Origin of the sequence: Asaia sp. BMEF1 (assembly GCF_051628905.1) — a bacterium.
Lineage (GTDB): Bacteria > Pseudomonadota > Alphaproteobacteria > Acetobacterales > Acetobacteraceae > Asaia.
Genome location: NZ_CP157575.1, coordinates 1,316,148 through 1,342,303, shown reverse-complemented (window position 1 = coordinate 1,342,303; position 26,156 = coordinate 1,316,148). Strand labels below are relative to the sequence as shown.

Sequence of the window (26,156 nt, the reverse complement as noted above, 5' to 3'; positions counted from 1 at the left end):
CGATACCATGCCACGGGCAGGATAAGAACAGCGTTGATCCCTCCGTATAAGTGACTTGGTGTAGCAGGTAATCTACCTCGTGTAATTTCCTGTTCCGGACATCTAATCTCGTGAGGAAGAGGGCACGGCGCACACACGGGAAAACCTTCTCGACTACATGATCCCGGAAACGCTCGCCTTTTGATAATTCATCCAGCTATCCTCCCTCACGTTTCGCGGATCTCGCAGACACACTTCGACAATCAGAGAGTGACGTCCCATCTCTTGGTCGGCGACTGCATGAGCGACCAATCCGTGATGCGCCTTCTTATCAGATCTATAAAAATATATAATTGACATGATTTGATATATATTTCGGAATATCATATTTATGTCAGGGATATACATCGCGCCTAAAGCATAAAATCGAAAAGAAAAATAGTAAGATCGCGAGTCCTGCGCGGAAAATTCAAAGCTATCAGAGGAGGAAATTTCAGATGGAATAAAGTTATGATCGAAATAGGTGCGGGACAGAGCGCGCAATACAAAGACATAGGAGAATATTTCCTCAACGGCGGAACGCTTGATTTAACAGGGTCAAAGGCTCTGATTGCGAATGGAAAATTATCCACCACCAAGGTGACGCTGGGTAATGCCTCCAGCATGATAAATGTTGATTTCAAATCGGACGCGATGGCCTCTACCCCTGGCAGCTATGATTACAGGATCAACGTACAAAATACGCCAACACAGCCTCTGCTCATCAATTTCGATCTGGGCCCTTGGCCAAAGAAAGTGACTTACGAGTATCGTGGGGGCTTCACAACCGTAATCATCAGGGCATCGGTCAACGCCATCGGCGTAGGAAATGTTTCAGTAAGCTCCTATATGACTGTTTACATAGTAATTCCTGGAAATCCCAATGGGTTAACCGTGGGTGAGGTGACCCAATATCCGTTTGTGAGCGGCAGCAATGGCGGCATGATCGTGGTCAGGTGTTTCGCTAGAGGGACTTTGATCCAAGTTCCGGGTGGACAAAAAACCGTGGAGATGATCGAAGTCGGTGATGCCGTGGTGACTAAAAAGCACGGCGGTGATGACATCGAAAAGGTTGTCTGGGTGGGGAAGCGTGTGGTCGAGGTCGGCCCGACTGGCGAGCGTCTTGTTGTTGTCAAGGCCGATGCCTTCGGCGCAGGAAGGCCCTTCAAAGATCTGCGCCTGACTTCGGAGCACTGCGTACTGTTTGAGGGCTGCTTCATTCCTGTTCGTCTTCTGGTCAATGAATGCTCGATCTATTATGACGAGCCTCACACGACGACGGTTTATCATATCGAGACTGAAAAGCATTCCGTACTCTCCGCTAACGGCCTCGAGGCTGAGAGTTTTCTCGATGCCACGCCTCTTCCTTACGATTGTGACCTGAGCGGCGATTATGTCGTTGTCGGAAAGGCCCGGCACTCATGGGAGCGGGATGCTGCCGCCCCTCTCAGAACCGACGAGGCGTTCGCCAGGAAAGCTCATGAGGCACTGAGGGCGCGGGCTGAAGCGCTGAAAATACTGCGGCGTCGTACAGAGACCCAGTGTTTCACAAGTGATCCCGAGCTGACGTTGGTTCTTGATGATGACACGGAAATACAGCCCATACGCAGAGCAGGAGCCCGATATATCTTCGCTCTGCCGCAAGACGTTTCACGTGTCTGGTTGAAATCAAGATCGTTCCAGCCGCACATATCGCAGGGAGCCTACATCGACGATAGGCGCACTCTGGGCGTTCTTGTGGGTGACGTGACGGTTTTTACCCCGCTTGCGTCGCATAGCGTCGACCACCACCTTCATGACGAGATGCTTCTAGGCTGGCATCCTTTGGAAGGTGCATCCCATCGGTGGACTGAGGGAGGACGCGCTGAGCTGCCTCTGGTGAGCAGGCTATGCCTGGAGGGATCTGTCGTTTCGATACAAATCTTGGCGGGAGGGCCATATTTGACGACTTCGGAAGACACCTTCGGTGCCGCAAAGAGAGCTGGAGCGAATGGTTCCGAAAAAGAGTTTTGTATTAGTGAAACATGTTTGTCTTGAGGGTTTTGAAGCGCTGGAGACCGCAAGGAGATGGCGAGAATGAGGAGAACTGCGCCTGCTTTTGCTAAGGAGCACGTTTGCAGGCCTTCCTGATTGTCCTCTACTGACACCGGGGGTTGGCTGCTCTCAAGACAGGCGCCTAGGGTCAGCACCCGTCGAATGAGAAAAGAAGTGTGATTCAGGCTCTGTCACGCGGCGACGGGTGTAAACGCAAGCCCGCTCGGCTCCTTCATCATGACAGGATCTGTGAGCGACTGCACAGGAGAAGCCGCAGCCTTTCTCGATAATCTCCTCGCCGCACAGTGAGTGCCGGTCAATCGCGGCGACCGGTGCAGGGAGACGCGAGACACGACAGTCCTAACGCGGCAATCAACGCAAACCAGCATAAGATAACCTCTCCTTCATGTTCCTAATCTGCTCTACTTGAGAGCGCGACCATGAATATTGGACTTAGATGCGCCGAGGTTATAGCTCTTTCAGCCAAGAGTTGGGCGGCGTAGTCGTGTTTCTGCGCTCTTCGGGACGCTGAGGTATCCGTTCGAGCTCTTTTCTGCGTGGATCGAATGATGGCGATTGCAGGCTCGATGGCGCGGCCGAACCGATTGGGTAAAGTCGATAAAACCGTTCGCTGGGGCGACAAAATTGTTCAGCTCGACGCTCTCCACGTACCCTGTGCTTTCGACTCTCGATGAGAAAGTCGTTTGGCCTTCTCCCGCGACGTGTTGACGGCGTGCAGAACGCTGGACCTTGACATTTGACTCACTCATAGTCACGTTATAACTAGTCATTGCATAACTATGACCGACTGAGCTTTTCGGTTCGCTGCTCAAGCGGACAATAATTTTTATCAGCTCCCGAGGAGAAAAATCATGGAACGGCCGACCGCCACCAATGCGTTGCGTATTGCCATTATCGGTGCAGGCACCGGTGGACTTTGCTTAGCGCAAGGTTTGAAAAAATACGGGTTCAGATTTTCTGTATACGATAAGGACTCATCTAGAATAGGAGGGCTTCAGGGTTATCGCATTAGCATTTCTCCAGGCGGTTGCCGTGCCCTAGATCAAAATCTTCCGAGAGAGCTATATAATACGTTTCTTGCGACATGCGGAAAGAATCCGGAAGTTCTGAATATCGTAACGGAGAACTTTGGTGATTTATTGCGTATAGATATATCTCAGGAAAGAAAATGTTCATACAAAGAACAATCGGTCAGTAGAATGACTTTAAGGCAAGTCCTGATAACAGGAATAGAGGATCATGTCCATTTCAATAAGAAATTTTCTCGTTACGAACTTGCGGAAAGTGGAGAAGTATATCTTTTTTTCGAGGATGGATCCCGTGAGACTTGTGACATTCTCGTAGGCGCTGACGGCACAAACTCGAAGGTGCGGCAGCAGTATATTCCGGATGCCAGATTAACTGACTCGCTCATTAGAACTATTGGTGGAAAAGTGCCCGCGAACGACTATACGCGCGCGCTCCTCATGCCCAACATGCTTCGGGGTATAACGCTCCTGAATGCGCCGCGAGGATATGGGGGAATATTGCACAATATGGAGTTCCCCTGGGACGAAGGCGGAGAGCCTGACAGTGGGATCGGTGCCTCCGAGGCGGCGCTGCTCAAGCAGTGGCCCGGCCTTATGTTCGATAATACTCGTGACTATATTATGTGGGGATTTTGGGCGAATTCCAACAAATTTCCTGATAATTTATCTGAAATCAAAGGATCGGAATTACTGAATCTCGCCCGGAAAATGACTTGCAAATGGCATCCAAACTGGCGCGCACTGCTTGATGCGACCGATCCTGAATCGGTATTTCCGATTGCGGTTCGTACTTCGGAACCAGTTGCCCCGTGGAAACCGTCCCAAATCACCCTGATTGGAGACGCAATCCATACGATGACACCCGGCCGAGGTGCTGGAGCGAACACCGCTCTGCGCGATGCCGCTTTACTGACGACGTATCTCGATCAGGTTCGTGGCGAGCCACACAAGATTATCGATGCTATTGCACGATATGAGAGAGAGATGCGTAACTACAGCGCTGTCGCAGTAGCAAATTCCAGAGCGCAGATGAATGGTAGGGACGTTTTTCATAAGCCTGTCATGGGCAGAATGGCTCTTTTGATTCAACGGCTTTCTATGCGAATAATCGACCAGGTGCCTCCCTTCAAGTCGCGTTTGGCGAGAGCACTTTTGCGAGAACGCTCCCAAAATATTTAGGGGTTATGGACGGAAGATGGCAGCCATGGTTTGACGTTGATAAAGTTGAAAAAGGCGCGGTACTGCCCAGATTTATTATTGCGTGTGGCGATACCGCTTAAGATTGATAAACATCTGCCTGACATCGTTGAAATTTCTATAACAGAGAAAACCTAGGGAATTTCACCTGTGTAATCTGAATCCGATGGGAGTATGGAAAGGCGGCCTATGTGAAGCGAGTTATTCCGTATCCTATCACGTTCATATCCTTTTTCCGCGCCACTTGCCCGCACGTGTCACATGACGATCATAGTTGCGGTCATGCGCTGCCAGTTATTAGATAGGCCGAGTTTCAGCTGGCGTACTCAGAAAAAGCCTCCCAAATGCTGTATTTTTGCTATTCTTGGAACTGCATTTAGACCGAGGGCACCCAAAGACGCGGGCTATGACGAGCGTTTGATGCGGTTGAGTATACCGCCTCGAATGATGCGCGCGACCATTCACGTCGCCGCCTGCGTATTTTGAGGAGGCTTAAAGGTTCAAGTTATCGCTAAAAATACTTCTATCTCAACAGGGTGATCTGTCCATTTCTATCGATATTTCATTGATTTCTTTTGTTGACCATTTGAGACTTCCAATTTTTATGCTTGATATGGTTCTATTAACCCAAGCATGTTCAGTTTTTATTATTTCAAGAGAGTATTGATTTTCGAGTATCAAAACATTTGGAATGCAGTTAATAAAACCCTGCAGGTCCTCCGTCATTTTTTTTATTTTTGATTCTAGGGTTCGGGACCTTTTTTCTAATAAAACAAGTGCGTCACTTGGTTCGACCAAAGTGAGATATGAGAGGGCTGCCGGGAAGTCAGGATATTCGTTTTTGACGGAGGTTACCATCAATGTAAGCCACTCTAGTGCTGTTGTTCGACCTAAGTCCGTCGCTTCGTAGAGGGTGCGTTCCGGGTTTGATTCTGACCTCTGAGTGCCGGAAATTTCTATGAGCCGATGTTGTTCGAGACGAGCTATCATCTGATAGATCGTTCCACGTAGCCGAAGGTTTATGACGTCAGTTTTGTGGCGAAGCTTCAGTAAGTGATGCATTCGATATGGATGCATGGGCGCTTCTGATGTGAGTGAGATGATTGCCAAAGCCAAGGGTGAAGGGGTCATAGGTCTCATTGGCTGACTATGACCGAGCGGAGGAAATATTCAAGAGACGACCGTGAAGAGAAAAAACCTTATGTGGATTCAAGCATATCCTCAAGCTTTATTATGAAGGGTTTGACCCTGCTTCCGACGTGCCTTCGATTTAAAGTTAGGGTATTTAGGTTGGTATAGGCTGTTTTAGCGTGTTGAGCGAAAGCTTCTGGCATCATGCCGTTGAGGCTGGTGTGGGGCCTGACGGCGTGATAATCGGTGCGCTAGGCGTCGATGACCGTCCGAGCGTGGACAAGGTTTCGGAGCAGCTGCTCGTCAAGGCGTTCGTCGCGGAGCCGGCTGCCGAAACTCTCGACGAACCCGTTTTACTGTGGCTTTCCCGGCGCGATGTACTGCGGCAGCGCTGATCGCTTCTCCAGCCACGCCAAGGTCGCTCGAGGTCATTCCCTTGCCGGTATCGCTGACAATCGTTGAAGGGAAATCGTGTATTTCTGCAATCCGATCGAGCTCACGCCCGAGCCGTTCGCCTGACAGCGATGTGTCGGCGACCTAGCCTAGGCGTTCCCGTATGTAGTCGTCGACCACCGTCAGCATTCGGAAGCGCCGCTCGCTGTTCAACACGTCCGACACGAAGTCCAGCCTCTAGCGCTGGTTCGGCTTGTCGGGCACCATCGTTAGAGCGTTTTTCTGTCAATCTGGCTCATATCCAGCCGCTGTAAAGAATTTTGCGCATGCTTTCTGGTGAGACCTGATCGATCAGTATGCCGATCCTGTCCCACAAGGCGTCGCGTGTGCGTTCTGCGGCTTTACGGAGATGGGCCTCGAGTTTGGGGAAGGCCTTTTCGATGGGGTTGAAGTCCGGACTGTAAGGCGGGAGATAGCGCACAGTCGCACCTGCTGCTTCGATCGCGGCCTGAACACCAGGGCCTTTGTGTGAGCCGAGATTGTCCATCATGACTATGTCGCCTGGCCGCAGATCGGGTACCAGCACGCGATCGACATAGGCTTGACAGCTGCGTCCATTGATCGGACCATCCAGCACCATGGGGGCTACGATACCGGTCAGCCGTAACCCAGCGACGAATGTCGTCGTTTTCCAGTGACCATATGGCTCGGCGGAACGCAGCCTCTGGCCGCGCTGACACCGCCCCTAGCGTCTTGCCATATTCGTGGAAGCCCAGGTCTCATCAATAAAGACCAGCCGTTGGGGATCGGGATCGGGCTGGAGATCGAACCACTCCTGTCGTCGTGTCAGGATATCGGGGCGATCCTGCTCCGCCGCGTGAGCGGTCTTTTTTTCCATGTGATCTTATGACGCGCGAAGAAACGCCACAGCGTGCCAATTGCGAAGTGATGGCCGTCCTCAGCCAGTCGGGCGCGGAGTTCTGACAGGTTCAGATCATCCTTCTCCGCGATCAGCGCATGAATACGCTCCGCCTGCGCTTCAATCCGGCGAGCCAGACGATCCCCGCCACGGGGGCTGGCAACAGAACTGCCGGTCGTTTCGGCAAGAGCGCACCAGCGAACCGCACTTGCCGGACTGACGCCAAACCGTTCAGCCGCCTGGCGACGCGACAGGCCATTCGAAACGGCCGCGACAACACGTTCGCGGAGATCCAGAGACAATGTGCGTGATGACATCCACAACCGGCCCCCATCCCGGATGTCATCTTGAATCAGATCACCACCATTTTGGGCATCCCTACCGATTCAATTATCAAAGAAAACGCTCTAGCGGGGGGCATCAGATTTCCATCACTGATGGGGAAGTCAGGGCCTCGGCGACTGGGAAAGCTTTCTCACTTTTTATCTCCTCTGCCAGTCGCTCCGCCTCTGCCTGGTCCAACGTCCTCAAAGCGACCCGCGTCACGTATTTGGCCCTTTCAAGATTACCAGTCAGCTTGCATTTTATGATCTCCGCCTGTGTCTCACGAGGCAGCTTTGTTGGCGGCATCCAGATGGCCTTCAGCAGGTCCAGATCTCGCCTGGCCCTATCGCACTGGGCGACATGGCGGACTTTCCATGCGGCGATCTCTTCCTGCCTGCGCCTGTCTGCCTCGTGGCAGAGCGTGACGAGCCACTCCCTGCATGTCTCCCGTCTGACGATCTGCTTAAGCAGCTCACTATTCTCTCCCCGCAGTCGTGCATTGGCTTCCTCGCGTTCGGTCGGCACGGGCAGGCAAAGCGGCTCGGGTGGCGTGGCACGCAGGCCCAGATGCCAGAACACGGTCTCCAGCAGATAGCGCAGGATCTCGGCCAGTGTTTTTGAAAGCCGCTCGATTTCTTCGTCGAGATGGGAGAGGCGTTTCCTCTTCGAGAGGGCGAATACCTTCTCACGCAAGGCCTCACGCTCCCGCCGTGTTTCCTGCAGCTGTTTTCCGGTCTGCCAGAGCTGCCTGCGCGTGTCTTCTATCTGCGCAAACAAAGCCGCGCCTTGTTCATCGACAGAGCGCCGTGGACCATACGCCAGAGGCGGCTTTGCATTCAGTACCGTGCGGTACGCCCTGGCTTCACGTTTCCACTGCCGGATGTAGTAAGCAAAGTTCGGTGGCAGTTCATCGATACGATCCAGCGAAACGATCTTCGGCTGTTTTGACGAGGGGGGTGACGGTCTTGTTTTCGCAGCCACTCTCGCAAATGCTTCAGGGTCACGCGTCAGTTCCTCGAAGGGCGGCAGAAGCAGACCGCTCTGCTCTGCCTGACGTTCCATCGCAGCCGTCGCCAGAGCAGCACGCTCCAGGAGCGGTTTGACTGCTGCCCTGATATCTCCGCATCTCGGTCTGACAGCTTCATCCACCAGCATCTGGCGGAAATCCTTCATGCGTGTTTTCGTCAGGCGCGTGAAAGACCCGATCAGCACACCGTCTGACGTCTCGATGATATGCGCGTCCTTGCGGGTATCCTGTCGGTCTCCAGCACGCATGATCCAGCCCTTCGTTTTCAGCAGGGCGCGAAAACGATGCAGCTGATTATCCGATTGCGCCCAGAGAGAGGCGATAGCCTTCTTCGCTTCCGCAAGGTCCAGACCCTGTCGCTCGGCCATACGACGTGATTGCGAGGTGTAGGCTGCACGTGGAAGGGGCTGGGGTAAGCGTTTGGATGCGGATGAAGAAAGTGGTGTGTCAGGAGATGCAGGGGCGGTGAGGTTTGCACTATCGACTGCTGGCTCCTGCAGGACCGCCTCAAGCCGTTCCGCTTCGGCCCCCTTTCCTTCCTGACGCAGGGCTTTGACAATGGCCCGGTCATGCCGACCCGGCACCAGCTGATGCCCCAGACGGATTTCCTCGAGACGGGCACATTTCTCCAGACGCTGCCAGGAGAAGCGCGAGCTGAGCACATGGTCGTCCTGCCATTCAGGCAGGAGCAGATGCCCATGGGTGCTGCCATCCTTCTGATGCACGACCAGCGTCACGCGCTCCCTGTCCGCCTGCAGCTCACCGCACAGCCTGGCTGCAAAAGAGGCGAGGGCCTCGTCACTCATAGGCTGGGCAGGGTTAAAGGCAATATGACGTAAGCCATAGCGTATGCCCTCACGTCTTGCTTCCTTCATCCAGTCCGCAAGACACCAGTCACTGCCAGAGAGAACGCGTATGGCCTCATTCCTCGCGCCCTGTAGCACGTGGCGTGAGACGGCCTGATGACCGCTGGTGGTCCGGATACGGGTTTCCTGCACAATCATGCGTTCCCCTCCGGAGCTTGAGGCGGTCTAGTGCAGTGTTGTGGGCGAAGTCGCTAGCGGCTGGGATACTTCCGCCTCTGTCCCTGTCTCTGGTTCGACCATCTTCCGAGGTCGGGACGTCCTCCTTGCCCTCGTCACACGCATGGATTTGAGCAGGACATCGACACGGTCCTTTGTCTTCTCCAGCGCGTCGAGAACGTCCCCCGCCCGGACGGCGTCACCACAATTGGCAGAATGAGCCAGCTGGTTGAGGTTGTTGCCGATGCGCCCGAGCTCGCCGCGCAACTTGCGCAACGAGACGCCCACCGCCATCCCGTCATGACCGGTCAGGGCGGCTTCCTTCAGCAGGGAGCGCACCCAGAGGGCGGTGGTCTCATAACCCATAAGACGCGCTGTACCGGCCCAGTCGGCAAGCTCTTCAGGCGAGGCACGGACGGACAGGCGGGAGGAGCGGGCAGGGCCGGAGAGGCTGGCGACAGGATGCGTCACTGGCACGGAAACATGAGGCGAGGCAGGCATGGGATGCGCTTTCCACCAAGGGGGTCAACGGGGGCGACAGCCCCCTTGCCAGTTGCTTCGTGCACCCAACGGGTAGCCACGAAGCACTGCTGGCTCAGGGGAGCCAACCCACGAGCTCATGATAGAACAAGACAGGAACGAATGCCGGGAAGAGCAGGCGACTTCTGACAAACATCGAGCATAATGACGGGAATTTTCTGCCCTCCGTCTGCGAGGAAACCGCTCTCTTGCGGGCTGTCCCTCCGGTTTCCCGGAGGACTTTCCTCAGTTTTCCCCGGTCTCCTGTGGCGCAGTCTCAGCGGCATCGGCGGCGGCGGCAGTCTTCGGTTCCTCGACGGCCTTCAGTCTCACGCCGGGGCCGAACTGCTCATCGGCCGGGATGAACACCGCCCCACAGGCTTCCAGCGTCTCGCGCATGGCCCGCAGGGTGCGGATATGCGGAGTGCGGGCATTGGTCTCGAAATCGGCCACGGTGCGATGCGCCATCTCGGCCATCCTGGCGAGGTCGCGCTGCGAGAGACCCAGCATGGCGCGGGCGGCACGGCATTGCGAAGCAACAAGCGTCATGGAGGACTCCTGAAATGTGAGGGCAGGGGATGGAAGAGAGAAGGAAGAGGAAGAGGCAGACGATAGGGACAAAAAGCAGGGTAGGGAGATTGATGTCGATACTGCCTCATATGCGCTGCTTTCGGAAGGCGCCCGGGCGGTTTTCCGAAAAAAGGCCTGTGTTTTTTCGTGGTTTGGTGTGCTGGGGTTGTGATTGCGAGTCCAAACAGGATTGTAGGGAGTCCAAATATGGTTCGGAGTCCAAATACGTTGACTATGATGTAAGAATGCCGCTATCTGTCGTCTCGAGAAGGAGAACGCAGTCATGGCGCGTTATGGATATGCCCGTGTGTCGACCGATATGCAGAGTGTCGATGCCCAGCTTCCCGCTCTTGAAGCTGAGAAGCTGGACATGATTTTCGTCGAGACCGTGTCAGGTGCTGTTCCTGCCAGAGAGCGTCCCGTCCTTGCCTCGCTGCTGGACCGGCTCCAGCCTCACGACAGTCTAGTGGTAGTGCGTCTCGACAGGCTCGGGCGCGATGCAATCGATATGCTGCAGCTCGTCTCCGCGCTGGACGCACGCGACGTCAGAGTGCGCATTCTCTCGCTGGGCATCGAAACAGGCACGGCCAATGGGCGCCTGTTCCTCACTATCCTGATGGCCATTGCGGAGTTCGAACGCGAGCTCATTCGCGAACGTACCCGGGCGGGGATTGCGGCAGCGCGGGCAGCGGGGCGTCGCATCGGACGGCCCCGTGCGCTGACCCCGACGCAGACCCGGCATGTGAGGGCATTGGCGGCACAGGGTCTGTCTATCCGGGACATCGCGTCCGTCATGAATGTCGGGCGCGCTACCGTGCATCGAGCGCTGCAGGGCGAAGTTGGTCCGCAGCGGGCCGGGCAATCCTCCAGCGCCGCAGCCTGAGCCTGACGCCGGGGGGCGTTGCTTCAGTGACGGGGCCTTTGGATAAGCGCGAGACCTGCCAGACCGCAGGCAGCGACAAGCGCAAGCCAGTAGCCGCTATTCCATGAGGTGGCGTCAATCAGTGCGGTCGCCTGTTTCTGCACCATGGCTTGCAAATCATGCTGCATGGCGGCATTACCGCCAAAACCGCCAAGAAGCTGACCTGTGCTCTGGGCTGCTTCGGCTGCGAGGTGATGCAGCCGTGCATGCACGACCAGAGGCAGGGCCAGAAGCAGGAGTAGCGGCAGGGTATTGAGCAGACGCGCCCGGACAGAGCCGAGCCATGGTGTCACCCAGGGCAGGAGCGTGATGGCACAGCCGAGCAGGCGCCAGAAGCCGAGCGTCACAGCAATGCCTGAGCCTCCCGTCTGCACGCCGAGCAGCTGGTTCAGTGTGTAATCGAGCCTCATGCCCAGCATGGTATTGCCTGCATCGAGCGTCCATCCCGGCAGCGTGTAGAACCCGAGCAGCAAGGCACCTGACATGACCATACCGGGCAGGGTCATGCGGTCCCTCCGCAGGCGCAGGTAGGGCAACAACATAGCTCCCAGTGAGCCGCCATTGCTGCGCAGGGTCTGACCCAATGCGCTCAGCGTCTCATTGGCCAGCACATCGCGCCCCAGAACATGGATGGACGCGATGCGTCCTTCTTGTGTCAGGGTAAAGCTGACTTTCTGGTTCAGGGCCGGGGCTGCCGGTCCCTGCCAGATGCCGGAGAGCATAAATTCATGTTGTTTCCCGTCGGACACAAGCAGGCCTGGTTGGGCGTCGGGAACGCGGATGATTGTGCCGCGATTGGCATCATCGGCATTGACGGTGCCGGACGAGGAGAAGGGATGGTTCATCGGTCTGTCCTCACAGGGCGGGCTTGGCGGTGGCATGCGCGAGTTTGGCGTCAATGGCTGCATTGAGCTGCCGGATGATCTCGGCTGTGATGGCCTGTTCGGCACCGATATCCTCGGTCGTGATGCTCAGGCTGCGCACGGCGGACGGGTTTTGCGGGACGACGCTGACATCGATGCGCAGCCAGGCCTGTGTGGTGGCAGCGCGAGGGTCTGACGAGGGCGAAGGATCAATCCCGGTGCCATCCGCTTTCTCAATGACGCTGCCGTTTTTGAAAGCGTAGAGCGCGGTCGCAGCACTCCCACCCGATAGCGGCGGCAGATGCGCCGTGTAATGCGCAGTGAGTTCGACCTTGAGGGCATCGTATCCCGGTGCATTGAGGGGCGGGTAGGAGACATTGCGCTCAATCCGGGTCACCACGCCGCCCATGACCGGTGGGGCGAGGGTGACATCGATCCTGTCGTTCTCGCGCTCGCAGGCCAGCGATGCCGGATAGGGCTGGCTTTCGATATCCACGCCCTTGTGCGATGTCCGCAAAGTCTCGGTTCGGATGCTCGGTTCTGTCTGACAGTACTGGCGCAGAACACTGGTGGCTTCGGGGGCGGACATGCCGAGCGAGAGACCGAGTATGGAGGCCTGACCAAGCGCATTGCTCATTCTGGAATAGGTGAGCTTCTGCGTGAGTGCGACGCCGCCATTATCCTGTGTCGCAGGAGACGCCGGGGGTTCCGTGACGTCCCCCTGGCCAAGCGCATTGGCTGCATTGACCATGTTGCGCCGGAAAGCCTCCATATCCTGGGCCTGAGCGAGCGGCGCTGAGGCCGCAGACAGCAAGAGGCAGGTAATGACGCGTTTCATGGTTTCCCCCGGAATGATGTGACGCAGGCCATCACAGGGCCGGGACAGGTGTCAGTCTGAGCCGCCCAGACGCCACGACAGGGCAACAATGGGGTTGAGCGGAAGCCCGACCCTGCAAAACCCTTGCTCTGACGGGCTTTCTGGCGGCTCGACCTTGTCCTGGCCGGTTGTGATGACCGGTTCACAATCCGTCGGTTTCGGGACGGCACGGCATCGGGCGGTGCGTCCTGTCTCCAAACCATGTTCCGGAATAACCGAGGGGGTTTTCATGACACGGTATGGCTATGCACGCGTCTCAACCGATGATCAGACGCATGATCCGCAGCTTCTGGCGCTTGAGCGCGAAGGGGTGAGGGAGATCGTGCTCGACACGGTTTCCGGCGGGGTTCCGGCTGCGTCACGACCGGGTCTGTCCGGGCTGCTGGCGAAGCTGCAGCCGGGCGACAGTCTTGTGGCAGCGCGTCTTGACCGGCTGGGACGGACCATGCTCGACGTCATGGGGCTGGTGGGCACTCTCGTGGAACGTCAGGTACGCGTGAGACTTCTCGATGTCGGGATCGAGACCGGCACGGCAAACGGGCAGCTCTTTCTGACCATCCTTGCCGGGTTTGCCGAGTTCGAGCGCGAGATCATCCGCGAGCGAACGCGGGCAGGGCTGGAGGCGGCGCGGCGTAGCGGGTCACGGCTCGGGCGGCCTGCGCAGCTGACCGAAAGGCAGCGCAGGCACGTGCTCGAACTGCACAAGGCCGGAAAATCTTTGCACGAAATTGCGCAGATCATGGGTGTCTCGAAAACCACGATCTGGCGCGCAGTTTCCTGCGGAAGAGAGCGTTCCGGAAACGGAGGTTCCGGGACGGATGACCGGGCCGCACGGTCGGTCCAATTGACACCGACACAATATTGACCGTTTCCGGGACAGAAAACGTGGCTAGGGGAGTTAGGTTTGATGCGAAGGGGCGGCTACGGTGGGAGGGCAGACTGTCAGATTTTGGAGAGATTGACTCGAAAGCGGACGTCTCCGCCAATCCCGGAGGGATTCAATGCTGTCCTAAGCCGAGACTACAGGTTCGGTTGGGAAAGTCGATAAAGCGGGTCGTCCGGAGGTATTGCTATTTTATGTGAGCGCGATGACAATTCCAAATGATATTCTAAGCAAAATGCTCAGGAAATTGGCCCAATCACAGTTGTCGGCGATTCATGCGCGACTTGATGACTTCGATGATATGCTTTGCACGTTAATCCTCATCGAGGCCGCGCGGGTCATCGACTATGAGAACGTCCTGATGAGCTCCTGCGAAGACGAAAGCCATCATCTGCCTTATCCTGCCTTTGATGTCATGAGCCGGGGCTGGAATCCCCTTCTTCACTATATGTTGCCGAGGCTTCCAAGGATCATCGGTATTCCAATTCAGGAAAGCACGCCCACTACCCGCTCGCACGCGCGGTCTCTGCTTCATGCCTTCGGCAAGTGTGCGGTCCTCCAGAAGGCAGCCGACATGTCGCTCCATGCTTTGCTGATCGGGAACGAAACCGAAAGTGGTATCAGCCTCAAATTCACGATCGGCGATGACAGTGACCACTTCCTTGACCAGCTCGAAGCCGAAGCGCTCAAGCGAGCCTTGGGCGGCGACGCGGATTCAATGGCCATAGGCAGTATGACCGCTGCCGAAGTGAATGACCTCACCGCGTCGCTGGTTTTTCCATTTAAGACGGGTCACGGCACCATGATAGGCTACGGTGCCGATCCCAGACTTGACACACATTTCATCAACCTCGTTGGCGAGCGAGCTCTGGAATGGCGCGCTGAAGCCGGAATCCACCCCGACGTGCAGGCAGGTGAGTTGAACGGTGCGGACGTGGCAGCCGTCGTTATGATGCTCACCAGTGTCTATCTCAAGCACATCTGGTTTGTCGGCGTCGGAAGCAAGCGTCTGTCGGGTATCAACTACTGCATGAGCCTGACCATCTGGAAGAGGCCGAACGAACTCGTCGAGTCGATCTCCACGTTCACCGGAATAGATGCGGAACGAGTTGAGAACGCTTTCCGTGCGATCGTGGTCACTCGTCAAGATGCGGAATATTTTGGGGCTGAGTCGACACCCTTTATGCCGATGTTGTTGGAAATTTCCGATGGCTACTGGCTTGCTCCGGTCAGTAGCATTTTCCGCAATCCATTCATGGCGATCAGGATGCTCAACGAGTTTCGCAATCCTGCGACGGTCCAATCGGTTAGAGAACCGAGAGAGCAATGGATGATTTCGGAGCTTTACGCCCTGTTTGAAGGTAGCAGGTATCAGGTGGTTAAGCTGCCTACACGTCTCAAGAGGAGTGGCAAGCTTGTCACCGACATAGATGCTGCCGTGCTGGATATGACAACGGGCGAACTCGGTCTGTTTCAGCTCAAATGGCAGGACTTCAGCTCACACCAGCTCCGGAGCATCAGAAGCAAGGCAAAGAACTTTGTAGAGCGGGTCAGCTTGTGGGCTGATCAAGTGGAAGCGTGGATTGATGAGTTTGGCGAAGCTGAGCTGTGCCGAGTCCTCCAACTGAAACTTCCGAAGAGAGCTGCCCTGACCAGTGTGATGATGTTCGCGATAGGAAGGTCCGGCGCGCGGTTCGCCAGCTACGGGTTCGTACTCTCAAACGAACATATCGCCGCCTGCAATTGGAATCAGTTCGTCCGGCTGCGCTATGAGATCGGCCCGGCAGAGCGGGTTCTGTCAGAGATTCACAAGAGAATCTTTTCAGAACGGTCTCGCGTTGAGCTGCGCAGACCTCTTCCCTATTCTTTTGAAATCGACGGCAAAACCATATGCTTCGAGAACATGTGGAGCGCGGCTGACTGACCGTATTGGCGAGGGGTAATGGAATGGAAATGCCTTCGGTCCGCGCCTGCTTAATCGTCTCCAGTAGAACGGCGATGTTGAGAATACCCTGTTCCTTGGGAGTCAGCGTCTGTTTCAAGGTAGTGTTGTATTGCCCCGAGATTGGTGGAGACCAGTGCTCGCGTACCCTGTAGTCATTTCCGCTTTTCGGAAGCGAAAGTTTTTCCCGCGACGTCCACAAAGAAGCGAAAGCGGACGAACTGACGTCTAAAGATGTGTCTCCGCTCATCTTTCGGGAATTGCTAGATCAAGTGTCTCGTAACTGATCGCTTCGACAACACGCTTGAGGTTGGGGACGTCAATCGCGGAGGTATAGTTCATGGTCCCCTGGCTGCGATGCGTTGCTTCATGCCCAAGAAGACGGTCAATCCAGATCTCCCGTAGTTCATGCCCCGTGTTGCGCAGCTTGGTCGAGACTGTGTGGCGGAAGCTGTGGAAACAGACTTCCCTAGGGAGCCCGGCTCTGCTTCTGAGGCGCGCAAAGGCCTGAGAGAAGCTTGCCGAACGGTCGCCGGTTTTCGTGACGATCAGATCCGGGAACAGCCAGACCTGATCGGGCTTCATGAAAGACAGAATACCCTTTGCAATCAGCTCAGGGTGGATTGGTACGATGCGTGTGCCTGCCTGAGTCTTCGGGGACCATCCGCTCTCGCTGTGCGGGCGGATCTGGAAACAGGCGACACCCTCGATCATCTCGATATCGGCGCATCGCAGGTTGCAGATCTCACCCAGTCTCATACCTGTGTAGGCAGCAATATTGATGATTGCGGCTGCCGTGCGTGCAGAGGGCGTGCGGCCCGCCCATAGTGTCGCACTGAGCTGCGCCAGCTCAGCATCGCTGAAGCAGCGTCGTTCGACCTTCTTCGTGACATGGTAGTCCCAGCCCGCCCAGACATTGCGTGACACCAGATCACGTTGCAGCAGGAGCGCCCAAAGAGCGGAGAGACGCGAGAAGTGGTTCTTGACCGTCTTGGCGCTGATGGTCTCAAGCTTCTCGCTTTCAGCGCGAGCGACCTCGTCACGGATCGAGCGACCGTTGCGCTCCTTGCCGTGGGTGGAGGGAAGACGGAAGAGGAGATCACGGAACTCGCCAGCCGTCTCGCCGGTAATCCGTTCAACCTCCATGTCGCCGAAGGCATCAATGAACAGGTCAAGCGCTTTGCGCGTGCCGCGTTTCGTATCTTCTGAGCGATTGGTATCCGGGTAGATGAAACGCCCCGCAGCCATGCTGACCGTCAGAGGCTTTGAGCGGGAACCTGAGCTTGCAAGCTTTTTCCCTGGCGTGGATGGTTTGCGTGGGTCTGGTTCAGCAGTCAGCGGCACTGGGGCGATAGGTTCGCTCTTCGTGGCGGTTCCAATGTCGACGACGATGCTTTTCAGGAGATTGACCTGAGCGGCCAGATTGGCGGCCTCCGCACGCGCTTCAGGCAGATCCTTCTTCACGATTTTCCGCATCGTTTCGAGCCGCTCGGTATCCTTGGCAAGATAGGGGCCGATGATGGAGAGAAAGCGCGTCACAAGGTTGTTGAACTCGAGGAAGCGTACCTGAATCTCTGTCATTTCCCTCTCATGCTTGAGTTCGAGCAGGCGCATTTCGATGGCATGGGCAGACTCGGTATCCCGAACGAAGCTCTCATAAAAAGTGATGATCTCGTCTGGTGTGGGCGGTCGGTCTTTCGAGTCACTCATGGCGCGCACCTTGTCGAAGAACTGTCCGGTCCGGTCATATAGTTGTGCCGCCCGTCTGCGAGCTTCGAGTTTAGCCGAAGTATCAAGCGAAAGGGAGATCTCGGACCGCCTCAGGAGAGGCTGGATATCTTTCGGCACGGCCCTGCGAAAATGGTAGCGGGACCCGATCAGACGCAGCATCAAACTTTCCCATTCTGGGAAGAATTCCGGAAAACCCCGGTTTGACGCCTGGAAAGCCAAAAAACCTATCAATTTCAATGATATAGTGGTGCGAACTATGGGACTCGAAACCATACAGGTTCGAAACGCATCCAGATAAGGCACTGAAAAACAATCATGTTTCTCAAGCGATGTTGCGTGAGAGTGTAGCAGAGTTTGCTACATCCTCAAGCGTCAAATGCGTGTCGCGAGGCGCTGAATGGTTCTCAGTCCGACCCCATATTCTTTGGCCAGAGCAGTTCCGGTCTCTTCTCCGTAGCGCCTGCGGATAGCTTCCTGAGCTTGTCTGCTAAGCTTGGGTTTCCTGCCCATTTTCACGCCACTCTCCATGGCTCTCTTCCTGCCAGATTGGGTGCGGTCGATGATGAGTGCGCGTTCGAACTCGGCAAAAGAGGCGAGGAGGTTCATCGTCAGGCTTCCCATCATGTCATCCCTGATGGTGCCAACCCCTTGGATGGTTATGGCGATACCCTGCTGTCTGATATTTTGGAGGACGGTCAGGATGTCGAGGGTGGATCTTCCGAGCCTGTCGAGCTTCATGACGACCAGCTCGTCACCTGCCTGAAGCTTCTTCAGCAATTTCGCGAATTGTGGTCTGTCGTCAGATTTCACGGCGCCGGAAATCTTCTCCTTGAAGATGTTGGTCCTTGGGACTCCCAAGGCCATCAAGGCGTCTTCCTGTTCCTGTAGATCCTGTCCTAAAGTCGATACTCTGCAATAGCCATATTTCATATAATTCCCCTTATAGTTTTGGCGGGGATTTATGGCGGTTCATTTCTGGCTGTTTTCTGCGGTTTTACAATACCGCCATATTTCCCAATCTATGGCGGTATTATATCATAAATATTCTATATCGCAGGGCCGGTGGACTCTTGCGAGTTCTTCCAAGCGCTTGCAAGAAACAAGAGGTTAGCACCAGTTAAATGTAGTCCATATGCTGCCATATGAAGAGCAGGAGTGGGTGCATGCGAAGCCTCTCCGTGGCCTCCTGACGCATTTCTTAAGTCCGGGACGCCTGTCTTGAGCATGGAAACATAGGTATCAAAAGACTTGTCGGCTCCATCTTGAAATAAATTGTTCGCTCTAATAACGGTTACAAGATCGCCTGCTCTGGATTTTGATCCGTATTGCCAGCCTTTGTCATCGCATATCGCTTTCATCATAGACTCAAACGAGCGACCGCAAGCAATAATACAATCTTTTACGTTGCCTTCTCGATAATGTTTGTGGGCCAATCGATAGTCTGAGTCAGATTTATTGAATAAAGGGTTTGATAAAAATATTAGAGTTGGCTCCACAATTTCTTTGTGAATTAGAAGATTGTCCATTCGGATAATTTTATTGCCATCATATTGATATCCGAATCCCGCTTCTCGAAATCGCGTATTCAATTCTTCTATTACTTCTTCTCTTTTTTCGTCTTTGGGATAATTATGGGAAGGAACTACTTTTCTGTGTAAAAATATATCGCAAATATCCAAAAAACGGTTCAATCCTAGGTTCACATGAGTCAGAACCTTGTGCAGATCCGTTCTCGGATCACGAGATTTCTTATGTAAAAATCCAAGTTCCCGAGCTATGTCGCTAAGAAGATTATTCCATCGACCATTTCCAGATAAAGATTGAGGGGTTTCCACGTATGACGATGTGCTATTTCCAAGCAAATCTTCAATTAAATAAAGCAATTGCGTCTTGAGTATCTCTGGCACCTTATCATAGACGTAAACATCAGACGCTATACCGATAGATATTTTTTCTCTTTTTGAATACGTGTCGATATTGGCCATACTGTATGATTCTCCATGAATAATATTTAGTGACTGTACCAATGGAATTGTTTATCTAAGCTTTAGACTAAACCTCCCGTCCCAAAAACACCTGTTTTGGGAATAGTCCATTTTTGCATGGCTGTGAGCCCGGTCATGCACTTATGGGACGGGGTTTGTGATACGGTTTTCAGGAGTTCATCGCCCGCCATGCCGTCATCTTGGAGACGTGCAGGAGCTTGGCGACCTCTCTTGCTGAAAGCCCCTGTGCCTTGAGACGTCTGGCCTGAGCGAGGTCTTCCTCGGGCAGGGAGGGGCGCCTTCCCAGACGTGTTCCTCTGGCCTTTGCGGTCTCCAGTCCCGACAGCACGCGCTCACGAATGATGTTGCGTTCGAACTCCGCAAAGCCTGCGAGGAGCAACAGGAACAGCTTGCCTCCGGCGCCTGAGGTGTCGATGCCGAGGTTGAGGATACGCACCGCCACGCCTCGCTTTTTCAGCACATCAATGAGAGTCAGCACGTCCAGGGCGTTACGTCCCAGCCTGTCCAGCTTGGCCACAATGAGCGTGTCTCCTGCATGGAGCTTTCGCACCAGTCGCTTGAGCGCCGGTCGCGTCTTCCATGAAGTCGCCCCCGAGATGGTCTCGGTCACGATGCTGTCCTCGCTCACGCCTTCACGGAGCAGGTCGCTCACCTGATTGTCTGTCTGTTGTCGCGATGTGCTTACCCTCGCATAGCCATATTTTCCCATATTCCCGTCCTGTCATTGCGGGACAGCTTTTCGGTACGTCTGCACCCGGTTTCGCCATCCTCCCATTATCGTAACAGAATCAGGTGTTTACGGGATATCCTGGGGGCAGGTTCAGCACTGCACAGGGTGTGTGACGGCCTCGTTCCCTCCCGAATGAGCGTCTGTTTTTCCCCTGTTTATCGGAGGGGATGCACCCGGCATGGATGTCGAGATTTTCGGTCGCAAGGTCTGGATTTACGGAATCCAGGGACGGGTCAGCGGTTTGCGGTCATGGACCGAGACCCACACCACAACCTCGGGAGGACAGGTCAGGGATTGCGGACCTGGCGGTCTTCAGGTGGATGCACCACGGGTCGATGTCCACACCACCCATCACCAGAGCTTCTGGGTCATTTCGCCTTCTGGGCGTGAGTGGCAGGGCAGGGGTAACTATCCTCTGCGGGAGGGGCAGGAGGTGCGTGTTCTGTGGGCGGGGCTCGATGGTCAAACCACAACGGGTCATGTCGTGATGCATAACCGGACGCTCCAGAAGTTCTGGACCAATCCGGTGGATTTACCTCGTGCGCTGACCTTCCATGGCATCAAGCGCCTGACCCTGAGATATCTTGCTGTGCTGGCTGTGGTGTTCGGCGTCTCTTTGTACTTCCCGCTCACATACAGCGACGCTGGTACTGGCGCCTTTTTCAAAGGTCTGTTCGCGTGTCTGGTTCTGGTCGCTATCGGCGCCATGCATCGCGCGCGGATGATACGGGACAACCAGAGCGAAGCGCTCTCCGTCATTCAGAAAGCCGTCGCGAATGCCCCCGAGCTTCAGCGCTCGCTCTCGGCCTGACGCACAGGGGCAGGCTCGGCAGTTCCGGCGCCTCGTCTTTTTCTTCCCCACCTTATAAGGACTGATATCCATGAGACCCTTCGGTTCTCTGCTCTCTTTACTCGTGCTTGCGGGTCTCAGCTTCATCGGCACACGGACCAATAATGAGAGCAAATCCCTCGATGTCACGCTGAGGAACAACATCGTCCAGTCCCATCGCTTTACCGTCAAGCATATCAGCGGTGGTAGCGGGGTAAGGCAATGAGCGTTTTCAGATATTCCCGTTTTGCTGTTGCTTCGGTTTTGCTCGGTCTGGCCTCCTGTAGTGGTGGCGCTCCATCCAAAGAGGAAGTCAAAGACTTTCTCATAGCTCAGCTTGTCGAGCAGGCAGTTTCCTTTCCACCCCTCAGTCAGGAAAAGAAGGCTGAACTGACAACCGCGCTCAAGAAGAAAACAGAGATTCAAGGGCTGGAATGCACAGCCACGAAAGGATTCAAGGATGTCTGGGACTGCACGATCAACGTTGTTGCAGGGAATGACCCGAGCGTCTTACAGTTTCGCTTTCACAGGGACCAGAACGGAAAGCTGGCAGGCCAGCAGAAGGCTGAGTGAATAGGAGATAATTCATGAAAATAGTAAGTTTTGTACTGGCAGGCGCTCTGTTTTCCGTTGTCCCGTTTGTTTCGAGCGGTACAGCTAATGCGGATGATATCCACATGGCTCAGACCCGCTTCGGGCTGGCAGACGGGTCCAGTAATGTTCTCAAGATCAATGGCCGTCTCACGACTCCGGAGATTGACGGCAATGGTGGTATGTTTGTCGAGAAGATTACCGAAGCAGGCGATGCAGATTATCTGCTCGTGACCAATATTGGAGGTACGGCCTGTCCGGCGCTCTTTTCCATCGTCAGGGTCGCGAAAGCTTCTGCCACTCCGATAGCGTATTTTGGCAATTGTAACGACGAGCCGAAACGCATGGTGGTTCCGGGCAAGAGTATCACTCTTGCATTTCCGGCCTATCGCCCTCTTCATTTCAAGGGAACCCCGGCAACCACCTATGTCTACACCCTTGCAACAAATGAATTGAAGCAGGATGGCAAGCCTGTTCCAACTGCCTGCAAGGGAGGAAAATGCGAGTAGTCTGCCTCTCACAGGGTCAAGGATGACGGTCGGTTCTGTCTGTTCCGGTTTTTCAGGATTAGTCTCGTTTGAGGTGGGTTTTCAAGACCGGCGTCTGGCATGTGAAGAGTGTGCGCCAGACGTCTCATTGCTTCTTCCGGCCTCGTTTTTGCTATCAGAAGTAGCGCGACATCCTCTGTGCGTTTGAGGTGATCCATCAAACGGGCCATTTCGGCTTTCGATATGAGGTAGGTTTTCACCTCGGGCAGGTTTATCCAGTCGCGGTGTCTGTGTTCACGACTGCGAACAATCCAGTCCGCCATCCATTTCATTGCATAGAAGTAATTGCTGTCGTCGCTCATATCGAGCTTGCCGATATCGTGCCTGTGATAGCCGAGAGCCTCCAACGCTTCATCGAAGACGGCTCTGGCCTTGCGGGCTTCTGCCCTGTGCCATGGCGTCCAGAGTGTTACACGGGATTCCGCATCCAGCCAGTCCTGTCTCAATCCAGCCAGACGCTTCTCATGGCCAGCCCTGATATACGCTGTATCACGCGATTTCGGGTCGGGATGAGGTTCGGTTGGTAGATGAGACCAGCGGGACCGGAAGCTCTCGGCCAGCTCGGTCAGCAGGTCAGCGAAATGCTTCTGGCCATGGAGATGGTCTCGGAGTTGCTGTTCTTTCTCTGTCTGCGCTTCGTTGAAGTCGATGACGGCTTGAGCTTCCGATTGTGTCATGCCCCTGGTGATACTGGCGCGTGTTTTCGAAGATGAGTTTGGTACGGCTCCGGTTCCAGCAACACTCCCAGCGGTGGCGCCGGTTCTCAAAACAGGCTGTGATATTTTTCTCCCACTTGCTGGTTCAGGGGCTGTGCTGACGGAATCCTCGGAGGGTTTGTATGGGTCCGGTGAAGGTGTTCCATGCTCATCATCAGAGGGGTCAACGGGGGTTTCCCCCTTGCCAGATGGGTCTCGTGATGTGTCACGAGGGCCAGGGCTGGCTACGTCTTCCTTATGTCCCTGACGTATCGCGCTCTGCTCAGGTGTTTCATGGCCGAGAATAAAGGCGCTGAACTCTGCCTTGCGTACACCTAGCAGGCGGGACAGTGAGCCCACGATAACGCCATGCTCGTCTTTGAGAAGCACCACGTTGGGCTTTTTCTCTCCTGCCATCAGAGACCAGCCTTGCGAAGATATCGCACTCTGGAAGGCTTGCCAGTCTGTGCTTCCGGCATAGAGGTCACGGACTCGATATTTGATGTCAAAGGGTCTGGCGCCCTGTCTCTGACTGCGCCTGGATTGCGGGTCCGAGAGGACTGAGTTTGGCAAGGTCCCTTCACAGAGCACCTGTAATCTCTCGCGGTACTCTTCCGGGACTGCGTGATACACAGCCAAATTGTGGCGTCCCTTGGTTAGCTCCAGTCCGTGCTTTAGCTCGAATAGACGGGCGACCTTCTCCTGACGTTCGTAGCGGTGCGACACATCCAGAACCTTGCCTGTCTCTGCATTGGTTGTGCGGACCAGGATATGGCAGTGGCGGTTATCTGCCTCGCTATCATGGCGTATCTTGGTGTGAATGACGGCAAGGGCAACATCGGACGCTTTGAATCCGAACTCCTGCGCCAGCATGGTGATGCAGTCTGCGAACTGCTCAGTCGTCAGTTTCTCACGTGACGAGATCTGGAAGTGCTGGACAGCATTGACGCGATTGAAAGCCGTGGCATCCGCAATGCAGTCCTCTATGTCTTGGCGTCTGCCCTTCCATACCTGGATGCGTTCATTATCGCCGGTCTTCCCGACGAGGTGATGCCAAATGGCGCCGGAACCGGATGCGGTCCTGATGGGGTTGCTCTTGAGTATCATCTGACCCTCCCCAGCACGTGATTGATGCGGGCCTTGAGGTCATCGATATCCTGGGACAGGGACGAGACAGGAACCTGTTCTCCCGTGTTCAACCTGCGGGCAACCTGATTCAGGTTATTCCCTACAGCGGACAGTTCCTGACGCAGAGCCAGAAGCTCTCCAGCAATCAGGCTTCCGCCTGCCATCTCATTGAGCAGAACCCGGCGACACCAGTCCGAGACCCTGCGTGTGCCTGCCTTGCGTTTTATCCTTGCCTGTTCATCGGGTCTGACCCGGATGTGTAATGTCTCCGTTTTCATGGTTTGTCCTCATTTCTGAGGACTATTGTGACATGGGTTTATGCAAACTGGTTCCCAGCACATCTGACATGCTTGGGGTAATGTCATTGGCTATCGCCAACACCATATTGGGTCTTTTGAGCCTCCCTTTCCGCTAATTTGTAGATATCGTCTCCCCATGAGCCTTTAGGAGGTGGAAGTGTATGACGCCGGTAAGTGGCACTTTTCGCTAGTTCAAGAGATTTCATTAGCCAATCAATGGGCACAGATCTCTGGATCGTAGGCTCATGAAGGTTGGCGCCAGGCGTTACGACTGTCATATTATCGAGTCCAGCATCAACGCTGATTGCATAGACAAATAGGTCATCAAAATACACTTCAGTTAATAAATATTCATAGTTAGGGTCAATTGAGTACAGTATTTTCATCTTTTCTGGGTAATCCAAGATTTTATTCCTTAAGCGTTGCAATTATCGTTGTCGCAATCTTGCCTTGCATTGATGTGCGTGGGCTTGATGTCTGTTCCCATCATGTAAGGGGGAGGCTGTCCAAGGGAGTCCATACACTCGCAAGGCAGATCATAAGCTCGAACACCTTCTTGGTTTCTATATAAACAAGTTGGAACAGGACCAAAGTAAGAGGCTGTGTTTCCCTGCTTTGGCGCCTTTGAAATCATGGAAACCTTGGGCGTGTTTGTCTCCCTGAAATCCTTCACGACCCTGAAATGCAGGGTATGCAGAAACATGGTTTGCAGTCTCTGGGTATCGGTTCCGGCATAATGGAGATCAGGATGGCGAGCTGTCAGTCTGTTCAGTCTCTCATCAGCAAACCCACGGAGAAGCAGGAGAACAGCCCCTCCTAAGGTTTTCTGTTTCATCAGTTGTCTGGCTCTGCTGACACGCCACTCAGAGAGAGCGCTGGTGTCCTTACCCTCGTACACACCCCGGTAACGGCGCTTGATGTCTTTCCTCAGTCCGATGAATGTCAGGCTGGTTTCAGGCTTGCCATGGTCCTTGGTCGTATAACGTGACGCTCTGGCGACATCACGGATATCCTTGATGGCTTCATCACGTCTGTCGCATTCATTGGGGAACGCATCGAGTATCTGTTCCTCAACCCATGTCCTGTGTTCGGGTGAGACATAGAGCTGAATGTGATAATGCGGTGTTTCATCCCCATGCAGTTCCAGCGCTGTCATGCCCAGCAGGAGAACATTCTTGTCTCGGGCTTTACGTCTGACACTTTTCCAGCGCCTGCCGATTTCAGTCTTGGCCTGTTCGTAGGAGCAGTTGCGGTATTCTCCCGGCAGGGTGAGGGTCAGGAATAATCCGGCGTAGTTGAGGAAGTTGACGGCAAGGTCATGAATCCCATCGGCTATGGCAAGATTTACCGCGTAGTTCCTGCGAAGTTGAAACTGGCGCAAATCATGAGCAGACAGGCTTCGTTCGGGGTGTTCTGGATCAGGGAGGATGATGAAGCTTTTGGCGCTTGCGGTTCTGGCTTTATCGAAGTCCTGCTGAACCTTGTCGTGTTCCGGACGCAGGCCAATGACCCTGCGGAGATTGCGCCGTAACCTGTTGGCCTTGCGTGTAAAGACACGCCCGGTGATTCGTCTGAGTTCCTTCAGCTCGGCGTGAGATTGAGAGAGGAGGTCGAAGCCTGAAACCAGTTCATCTGGCTGTATTTCAACCCACGCGATGACCTCACGGGCGACCTGTTCGGCTTCCTCAAAACAGGCGAGAAAGACGCAGTTTTTTGCGGTTATTCGTGTGATTTCGTTCTTGTAGAACCCATGCAGGGGATACAGCCTGCGCCAGATATCTGGCCTGTCGGTTTTTATATAACTCTCTATCTCTGCATACTGCACATCATCCTACGCATTCCCCACGCAAAGCCCGGAGATGCGATAAATGATGTATACTGTCTGTCAGCGGTGCAAATCATAGCGTTA

23 protein-coding genes and 2 pseudogenes are annotated in these 26,156 nt (G+C 54.7%); 9 read left to right on the top strand and 16 right to left on the bottom strand.

What is annotated here, in order from left to right; all coding sequences use genetic code 11:
- The first annotated feature begins 489 nt into the window (after window positions 1-489).
- The gene (locus ABHV46_RS05775; protein WP_438383556.1) at window positions 490-2,055 is read left to right on the top strand and encodes a Hint domain-containing protein; all 1,566 of its coding nucleotides are present in this window, start codon (window positions 490-492) and stop codon (window positions 2,053-2,055) included.
- A gap of 869 nt (window positions 2,056-2,924) precedes the next feature.
- On the top strand, window positions 2,925-4,280 hold the full coding sequence (locus tag ABHV46_RS05770; protein WP_438383553.1) for an FAD-dependent oxidoreductase: 1,356 nt from the start codon (window positions 2,925-2,927) through the stop codon (window positions 4,278-4,280).
- Window positions 4,281-4,826: 546 nt separating this feature from the next.
- On the opposite strand, the gene ABHV46_RS05765 is transcribed toward ABHV46_RS05770, so the two are convergent.
- From ABHV46_RS05765 to ABHV46_RS05740, 6 genes and pseudogenes are all read right to left on the bottom strand, one after another.
- Complete coding sequence (locus ABHV46_RS05765) at window positions 4,827-5,429, bottom strand: PadR family transcriptional regulator (protein WP_438383551.1); 603 nt, start codon at window positions 5,427-5,429, stop codon at window positions 4,827-4,829.
- Window positions 5,430-5,566: 137 nt separating this feature from the next.
- Window positions 5,567-6,089 (bottom strand): annotated as a pseudogene (locus ABHV46_RS05760) (integrase core domain-containing protein); the annotation flags it as partial.
- 18 nt (window positions 6,090-6,107) lie between these two features.
- Window positions 6,108-7,058: pseudogene (locus ABHV46_RS05755) on the bottom strand (IS630 family transposase).
- Window positions 7,059-7,161: 103 nt separating this feature from the next.
- Window positions 7,162-9,096 (bottom strand): hypothetical protein, encoded by a 1,935-nt coding sequence (locus ABHV46_RS05750; RefSeq protein ID WP_438383549.1) that lies wholly within the window; start codon window positions 9,094-9,096, stop codon window positions 7,162-7,164.
- Between the two features lie 27 nt (window positions 9,097-9,123).
- Window positions 9,124-9,615 (bottom strand): MobC family plasmid mobilization relaxosome protein, encoded by a 492-nt coding sequence (locus ABHV46_RS05745; RefSeq protein WP_438383548.1) that lies wholly within the window; start codon window positions 9,613-9,615, stop codon window positions 9,124-9,126.
- A 264-nt stretch (window positions 9,616-9,879) separates the two neighbouring features.
- Window positions 9,880-10,182, bottom strand: a complete 303-nt coding sequence (locus ABHV46_RS05740; RefSeq protein WP_438383545.1) for a helix-turn-helix domain-containing protein — start codon at window positions 10,180-10,182, stop codon at window positions 9,880-9,882.
- 304 nt (window positions 10,183-10,486) lie between these two features.
- Between ABHV46_RS05740 and ABHV46_RS05735 the strand changes: the two genes are divergently transcribed.
- A complete protein-coding gene (locus tag ABHV46_RS05735) occupies window positions 10,487-11,086 on the top strand; it encodes a recombinase family protein (protein WP_438383541.1) in 600 nt (199 codons plus the stop codon).
- Between the two features lie 23 nt (window positions 11,087-11,109).
- Here the strand turns inward: ABHV46_RS05735 and ABHV46_RS05730 are convergent, their stop codons facing one another.
- Both ABHV46_RS05730 and ABHV46_RS05725 read right to left on the bottom strand, forming a co-directional pair.
- Entirely contained in the window at window positions 11,110-11,970 is an 861-nt protein-coding gene (locus ABHV46_RS05730; protein ID WP_438383539.1) for a hypothetical protein, read from the bottom strand.
- A 10-nt stretch (window positions 11,971-11,980) separates the two neighbouring features.
- On the bottom strand, window positions 11,981-12,826 hold the full coding sequence (locus ABHV46_RS05725) for a hypothetical protein (RefSeq protein WP_438383537.1): 846 nt from the start codon (window positions 12,824-12,826) through the stop codon (window positions 11,981-11,983).
- A gap of 268 nt (window positions 12,827-13,094) precedes the next feature.
- Here ABHV46_RS05725 and ABHV46_RS05720 point away from each other — a divergent pair, with 268 nt between their 5' ends.
- Both ABHV46_RS05720 and ABHV46_RS05715 read left to right on the top strand, forming a co-directional pair.
- On the top strand, window positions 13,095-13,730 hold the full coding sequence (locus ABHV46_RS05720; protein WP_438383536.1) for a recombinase family protein: 636 nt from the start codon (window positions 13,095-13,097) through the stop codon (window positions 13,728-13,730).
- A gap of 214 nt (window positions 13,731-13,944) precedes the next feature.
- Entirely contained in the window at window positions 13,945-15,672 is a 1,728-nt protein-coding gene (locus ABHV46_RS05715; protein WP_438383534.1) for a hypothetical protein, read from the top strand.
- Window positions 15,673-15,936: 264 nt separating this feature from the next.
- Here the strand turns inward: ABHV46_RS05715 and ABHV46_RS05710 are convergent, their stop codons facing one another.
- The 4 genes from ABHV46_RS05710 to ABHV46_RS05695 all read right to left on the bottom strand — a co-directional run bounded on the left by ABHV46_RS05710 (window position 15,937) and on the right by ABHV46_RS05695 (window position 20,079).
- Entirely contained in the window at window positions 15,937-17,580 is a 1,644-nt protein-coding gene (locus ABHV46_RS05710) for a tyrosine-type recombinase/integrase (RefSeq protein ID WP_438383531.1), read from the bottom strand.
- Window positions 17,581-17,793: 213 nt separating this feature from the next.
- Window positions 17,794-18,351, bottom strand: a complete 558-nt coding sequence (locus ABHV46_RS05705; RefSeq protein ID WP_438383527.1) for a recombinase family protein — start codon at window positions 18,349-18,351, stop codon at window positions 17,794-17,796.
- A 116-nt stretch (window positions 18,352-18,467) separates the two neighbouring features.
- Window positions 18,468-19,406 (bottom strand): STM4504/CBY_0614 family protein, encoded by a 939-nt coding sequence (locus ABHV46_RS05700; RefSeq protein WP_438383525.1) that lies wholly within the window; start codon window positions 19,404-19,406, stop codon window positions 18,468-18,470.
- 169 nt (window positions 19,407-19,575) lie between these two features.
- Window positions 19,576-20,079 (bottom strand): recombinase family protein, encoded by a 504-nt coding sequence (locus ABHV46_RS05695; RefSeq protein WP_438383523.1) that lies wholly within the window; start codon window positions 20,077-20,079, stop codon window positions 19,576-19,578.
- Between the two features lie 256 nt (window positions 20,080-20,335).
- Here ABHV46_RS05695 and ABHV46_RS05690 point away from each other — a divergent pair, with 256 nt between their 5' ends.
- The 4 genes from ABHV46_RS05690 to ABHV46_RS05675 all read left to right on the top strand — a co-directional run bounded on the left by ABHV46_RS05690 (window position 20,336) and on the right by ABHV46_RS05675 (window position 22,086).
- Window positions 20,336-20,968 (top strand): hypothetical protein, encoded by a 633-nt coding sequence (locus ABHV46_RS05690; protein ID WP_438383521.1) that lies wholly within the window; start codon window positions 20,336-20,338, stop codon window positions 20,966-20,968.
- Window positions 20,969-21,038: 70 nt separating this feature from the next.
- Entirely contained in the window at window positions 21,039-21,212 is a 174-nt protein-coding gene (locus tag ABHV46_RS05685; protein WP_438383518.1) for a hypothetical protein, read from the top strand.
- Entirely contained in the window at window positions 21,209-21,559 is a 351-nt protein-coding gene (locus ABHV46_RS05680) for a hypothetical protein (protein WP_438383515.1), read from the top strand. Before ABHV46_RS05685 ends, ABHV46_RS05680 begins: the two co-directional genes overlap by 4 nt.
- A gap of 14 nt (window positions 21,560-21,573) precedes the next feature.
- Window positions 21,574-22,086: a hypothetical protein gene (locus ABHV46_RS05675; RefSeq protein ID WP_438383511.1), complete on the top strand. Its 513-nt coding sequence runs from the start codon at window positions 21,574-21,576 to the stop codon at window positions 22,084-22,086.
- A gap of 8 nt (window positions 22,087-22,094) precedes the next feature.
- Here the strand turns inward: ABHV46_RS05675 and ABHV46_RS05670 are convergent, their stop codons facing one another.
- The 4 genes from ABHV46_RS05670 to ABHV46_RS05655 all read right to left on the bottom strand — a co-directional run bounded on the left by ABHV46_RS05670 (window position 22,095) and on the right by ABHV46_RS05655 (window position 26,072).
- Window positions 22,095-23,927, bottom strand: a complete 1,833-nt coding sequence (locus ABHV46_RS05670; protein WP_438383507.1) for a relaxase/mobilization nuclease domain-containing protein — start codon at window positions 23,925-23,927, stop codon at window positions 22,095-22,097.
- The gene (locus ABHV46_RS05665; protein WP_438383504.1) at window positions 23,924-24,226 is read right to left on the bottom strand and encodes a plasmid mobilization protein; all 303 of its coding nucleotides are present in this window, start codon (window positions 24,224-24,226) and stop codon (window positions 23,924-23,926) included. Before ABHV46_RS05665 ends, ABHV46_RS05670 begins: the two co-directional genes overlap by 4 nt.
- A gap of 83 nt (window positions 24,227-24,309) precedes the next feature.
- Complete coding sequence (locus ABHV46_RS05660) at window positions 24,310-24,651, bottom strand: hypothetical protein (protein ID WP_438383502.1); 342 nt, start codon at window positions 24,649-24,651, stop codon at window positions 24,310-24,312.
- A gap of 11 nt (window positions 24,652-24,662) precedes the next feature.
- Window positions 24,663-26,072, bottom strand: a complete 1,410-nt coding sequence (locus tag ABHV46_RS05655; RefSeq protein ID WP_438383499.1) for a hypothetical protein — start codon at window positions 26,070-26,072, stop codon at window positions 24,663-24,665.
- Window positions 26,073-26,156: the final 84 nt, after the last annotated feature.

Coding starts and splice junctions, on each gene's coding strand:
- ABHV46_RS05775 (WP_438383556.1), top strand. CDS start 490: ATGATCGAAATAGGTGCGGGACAGAGCGCGCAATACAAAGACATAGGA.
- ABHV46_RS05770 (WP_438383553.1), top strand. CDS start 2,925: ATGGAACGGCCGACCGCCACCAATGCGTTGCGTATTGCCATTATCGGT.
- ABHV46_RS05765 (WP_438383551.1), bottom strand. CDS start 5,429: ATGACCCCTTCACCCTTGGCTTTGGCAATCATCTCACTCACATCAGAA.
- ABHV46_RS05750 (WP_438383549.1), bottom strand. CDS start 9,096: ATGATTGTGCAGGAAACCCGTATCCGGACCACCAGCGGTCATCAGGCC.
- ABHV46_RS05745 (WP_438383548.1), bottom strand. CDS start 9,615: ATGCCTGCCTCGCCTCATGTTTCCGTGCCAGTGACGCATCCTGTCGCC.
- ABHV46_RS05740 (WP_438383545.1), bottom strand. CDS start 10,182: ATGACGCTTGTTGCTTCGCAATGCCGTGCCGCCCGCGCCATGCTGGGT.
- ABHV46_RS05735 (WP_438383541.1), top strand. CDS start 10,487: ATGGCGCGTTATGGATATGCCCGTGTGTCGACCGATATGCAGAGTGTC.
- ABHV46_RS05730 (WP_438383539.1), bottom strand. CDS start 11,970: ATGAACCATCCCTTCTCCTCGTCCGGCACCGTCAATGCCGATGATGCC.
- ABHV46_RS05725 (WP_438383537.1), bottom strand. CDS start 12,826: ATGAAACGCGTCATTACCTGCCTCTTGCTGTCTGCGGCCTCAGCGCCG.
- ABHV46_RS05720 (WP_438383536.1), top strand. CDS start 13,095: ATGACACGGTATGGCTATGCACGCGTCTCAACCGATGATCAGACGCAT.
- ABHV46_RS05710 (WP_438383531.1), bottom strand. CDS start 17,580: ATGCTGCGTCTGATCGGGTCCCGCTACCATTTTCGCAGGGCCGTGCCG.
- ABHV46_RS05705 (WP_438383527.1), bottom strand. CDS start 18,351: ATGAAATATGGCTATTGCAGAGTATCGACTTTAGGACAGGATCTACAG.
- ABHV46_RS05700 (WP_438383525.1), bottom strand. CDS start 19,406: ATGGCCAATATCGACACGTATTCAAAAAGAGAAAAAATATCTATCGGT.
- ABHV46_RS05690 (WP_438383521.1), top strand. CDS start 20,336: ATGGATGTCGAGATTTTCGGTCGCAAGGTCTGGATTTACGGAATCCAG.
- ABHV46_RS05685 (WP_438383518.1), top strand. CDS start 21,039: ATGAGACCCTTCGGTTCTCTGCTCTCTTTACTCGTGCTTGCGGGTCTC.
- ABHV46_RS05680 (WP_438383515.1), top strand. CDS start 21,209: ATGAGCGTTTTCAGATATTCCCGTTTTGCTGTTGCTTCGGTTTTGCTC.
- ABHV46_RS05675 (WP_438383511.1), top strand. CDS start 21,574: ATGAAAATAGTAAGTTTTGTACTGGCAGGCGCTCTGTTTTCCGTTGTC.
- ABHV46_RS05670 (WP_438383507.1), bottom strand. CDS start 23,927: ATGATACTCAAGAGCAACCCCATCAGGACCGCATCCGGTTCCGGCGCC.
- ABHV46_RS05665 (WP_438383504.1), bottom strand. CDS start 24,226: ATGAAAACGGAGACATTACACATCCGGGTCAGACCCGATGAACAGGCA.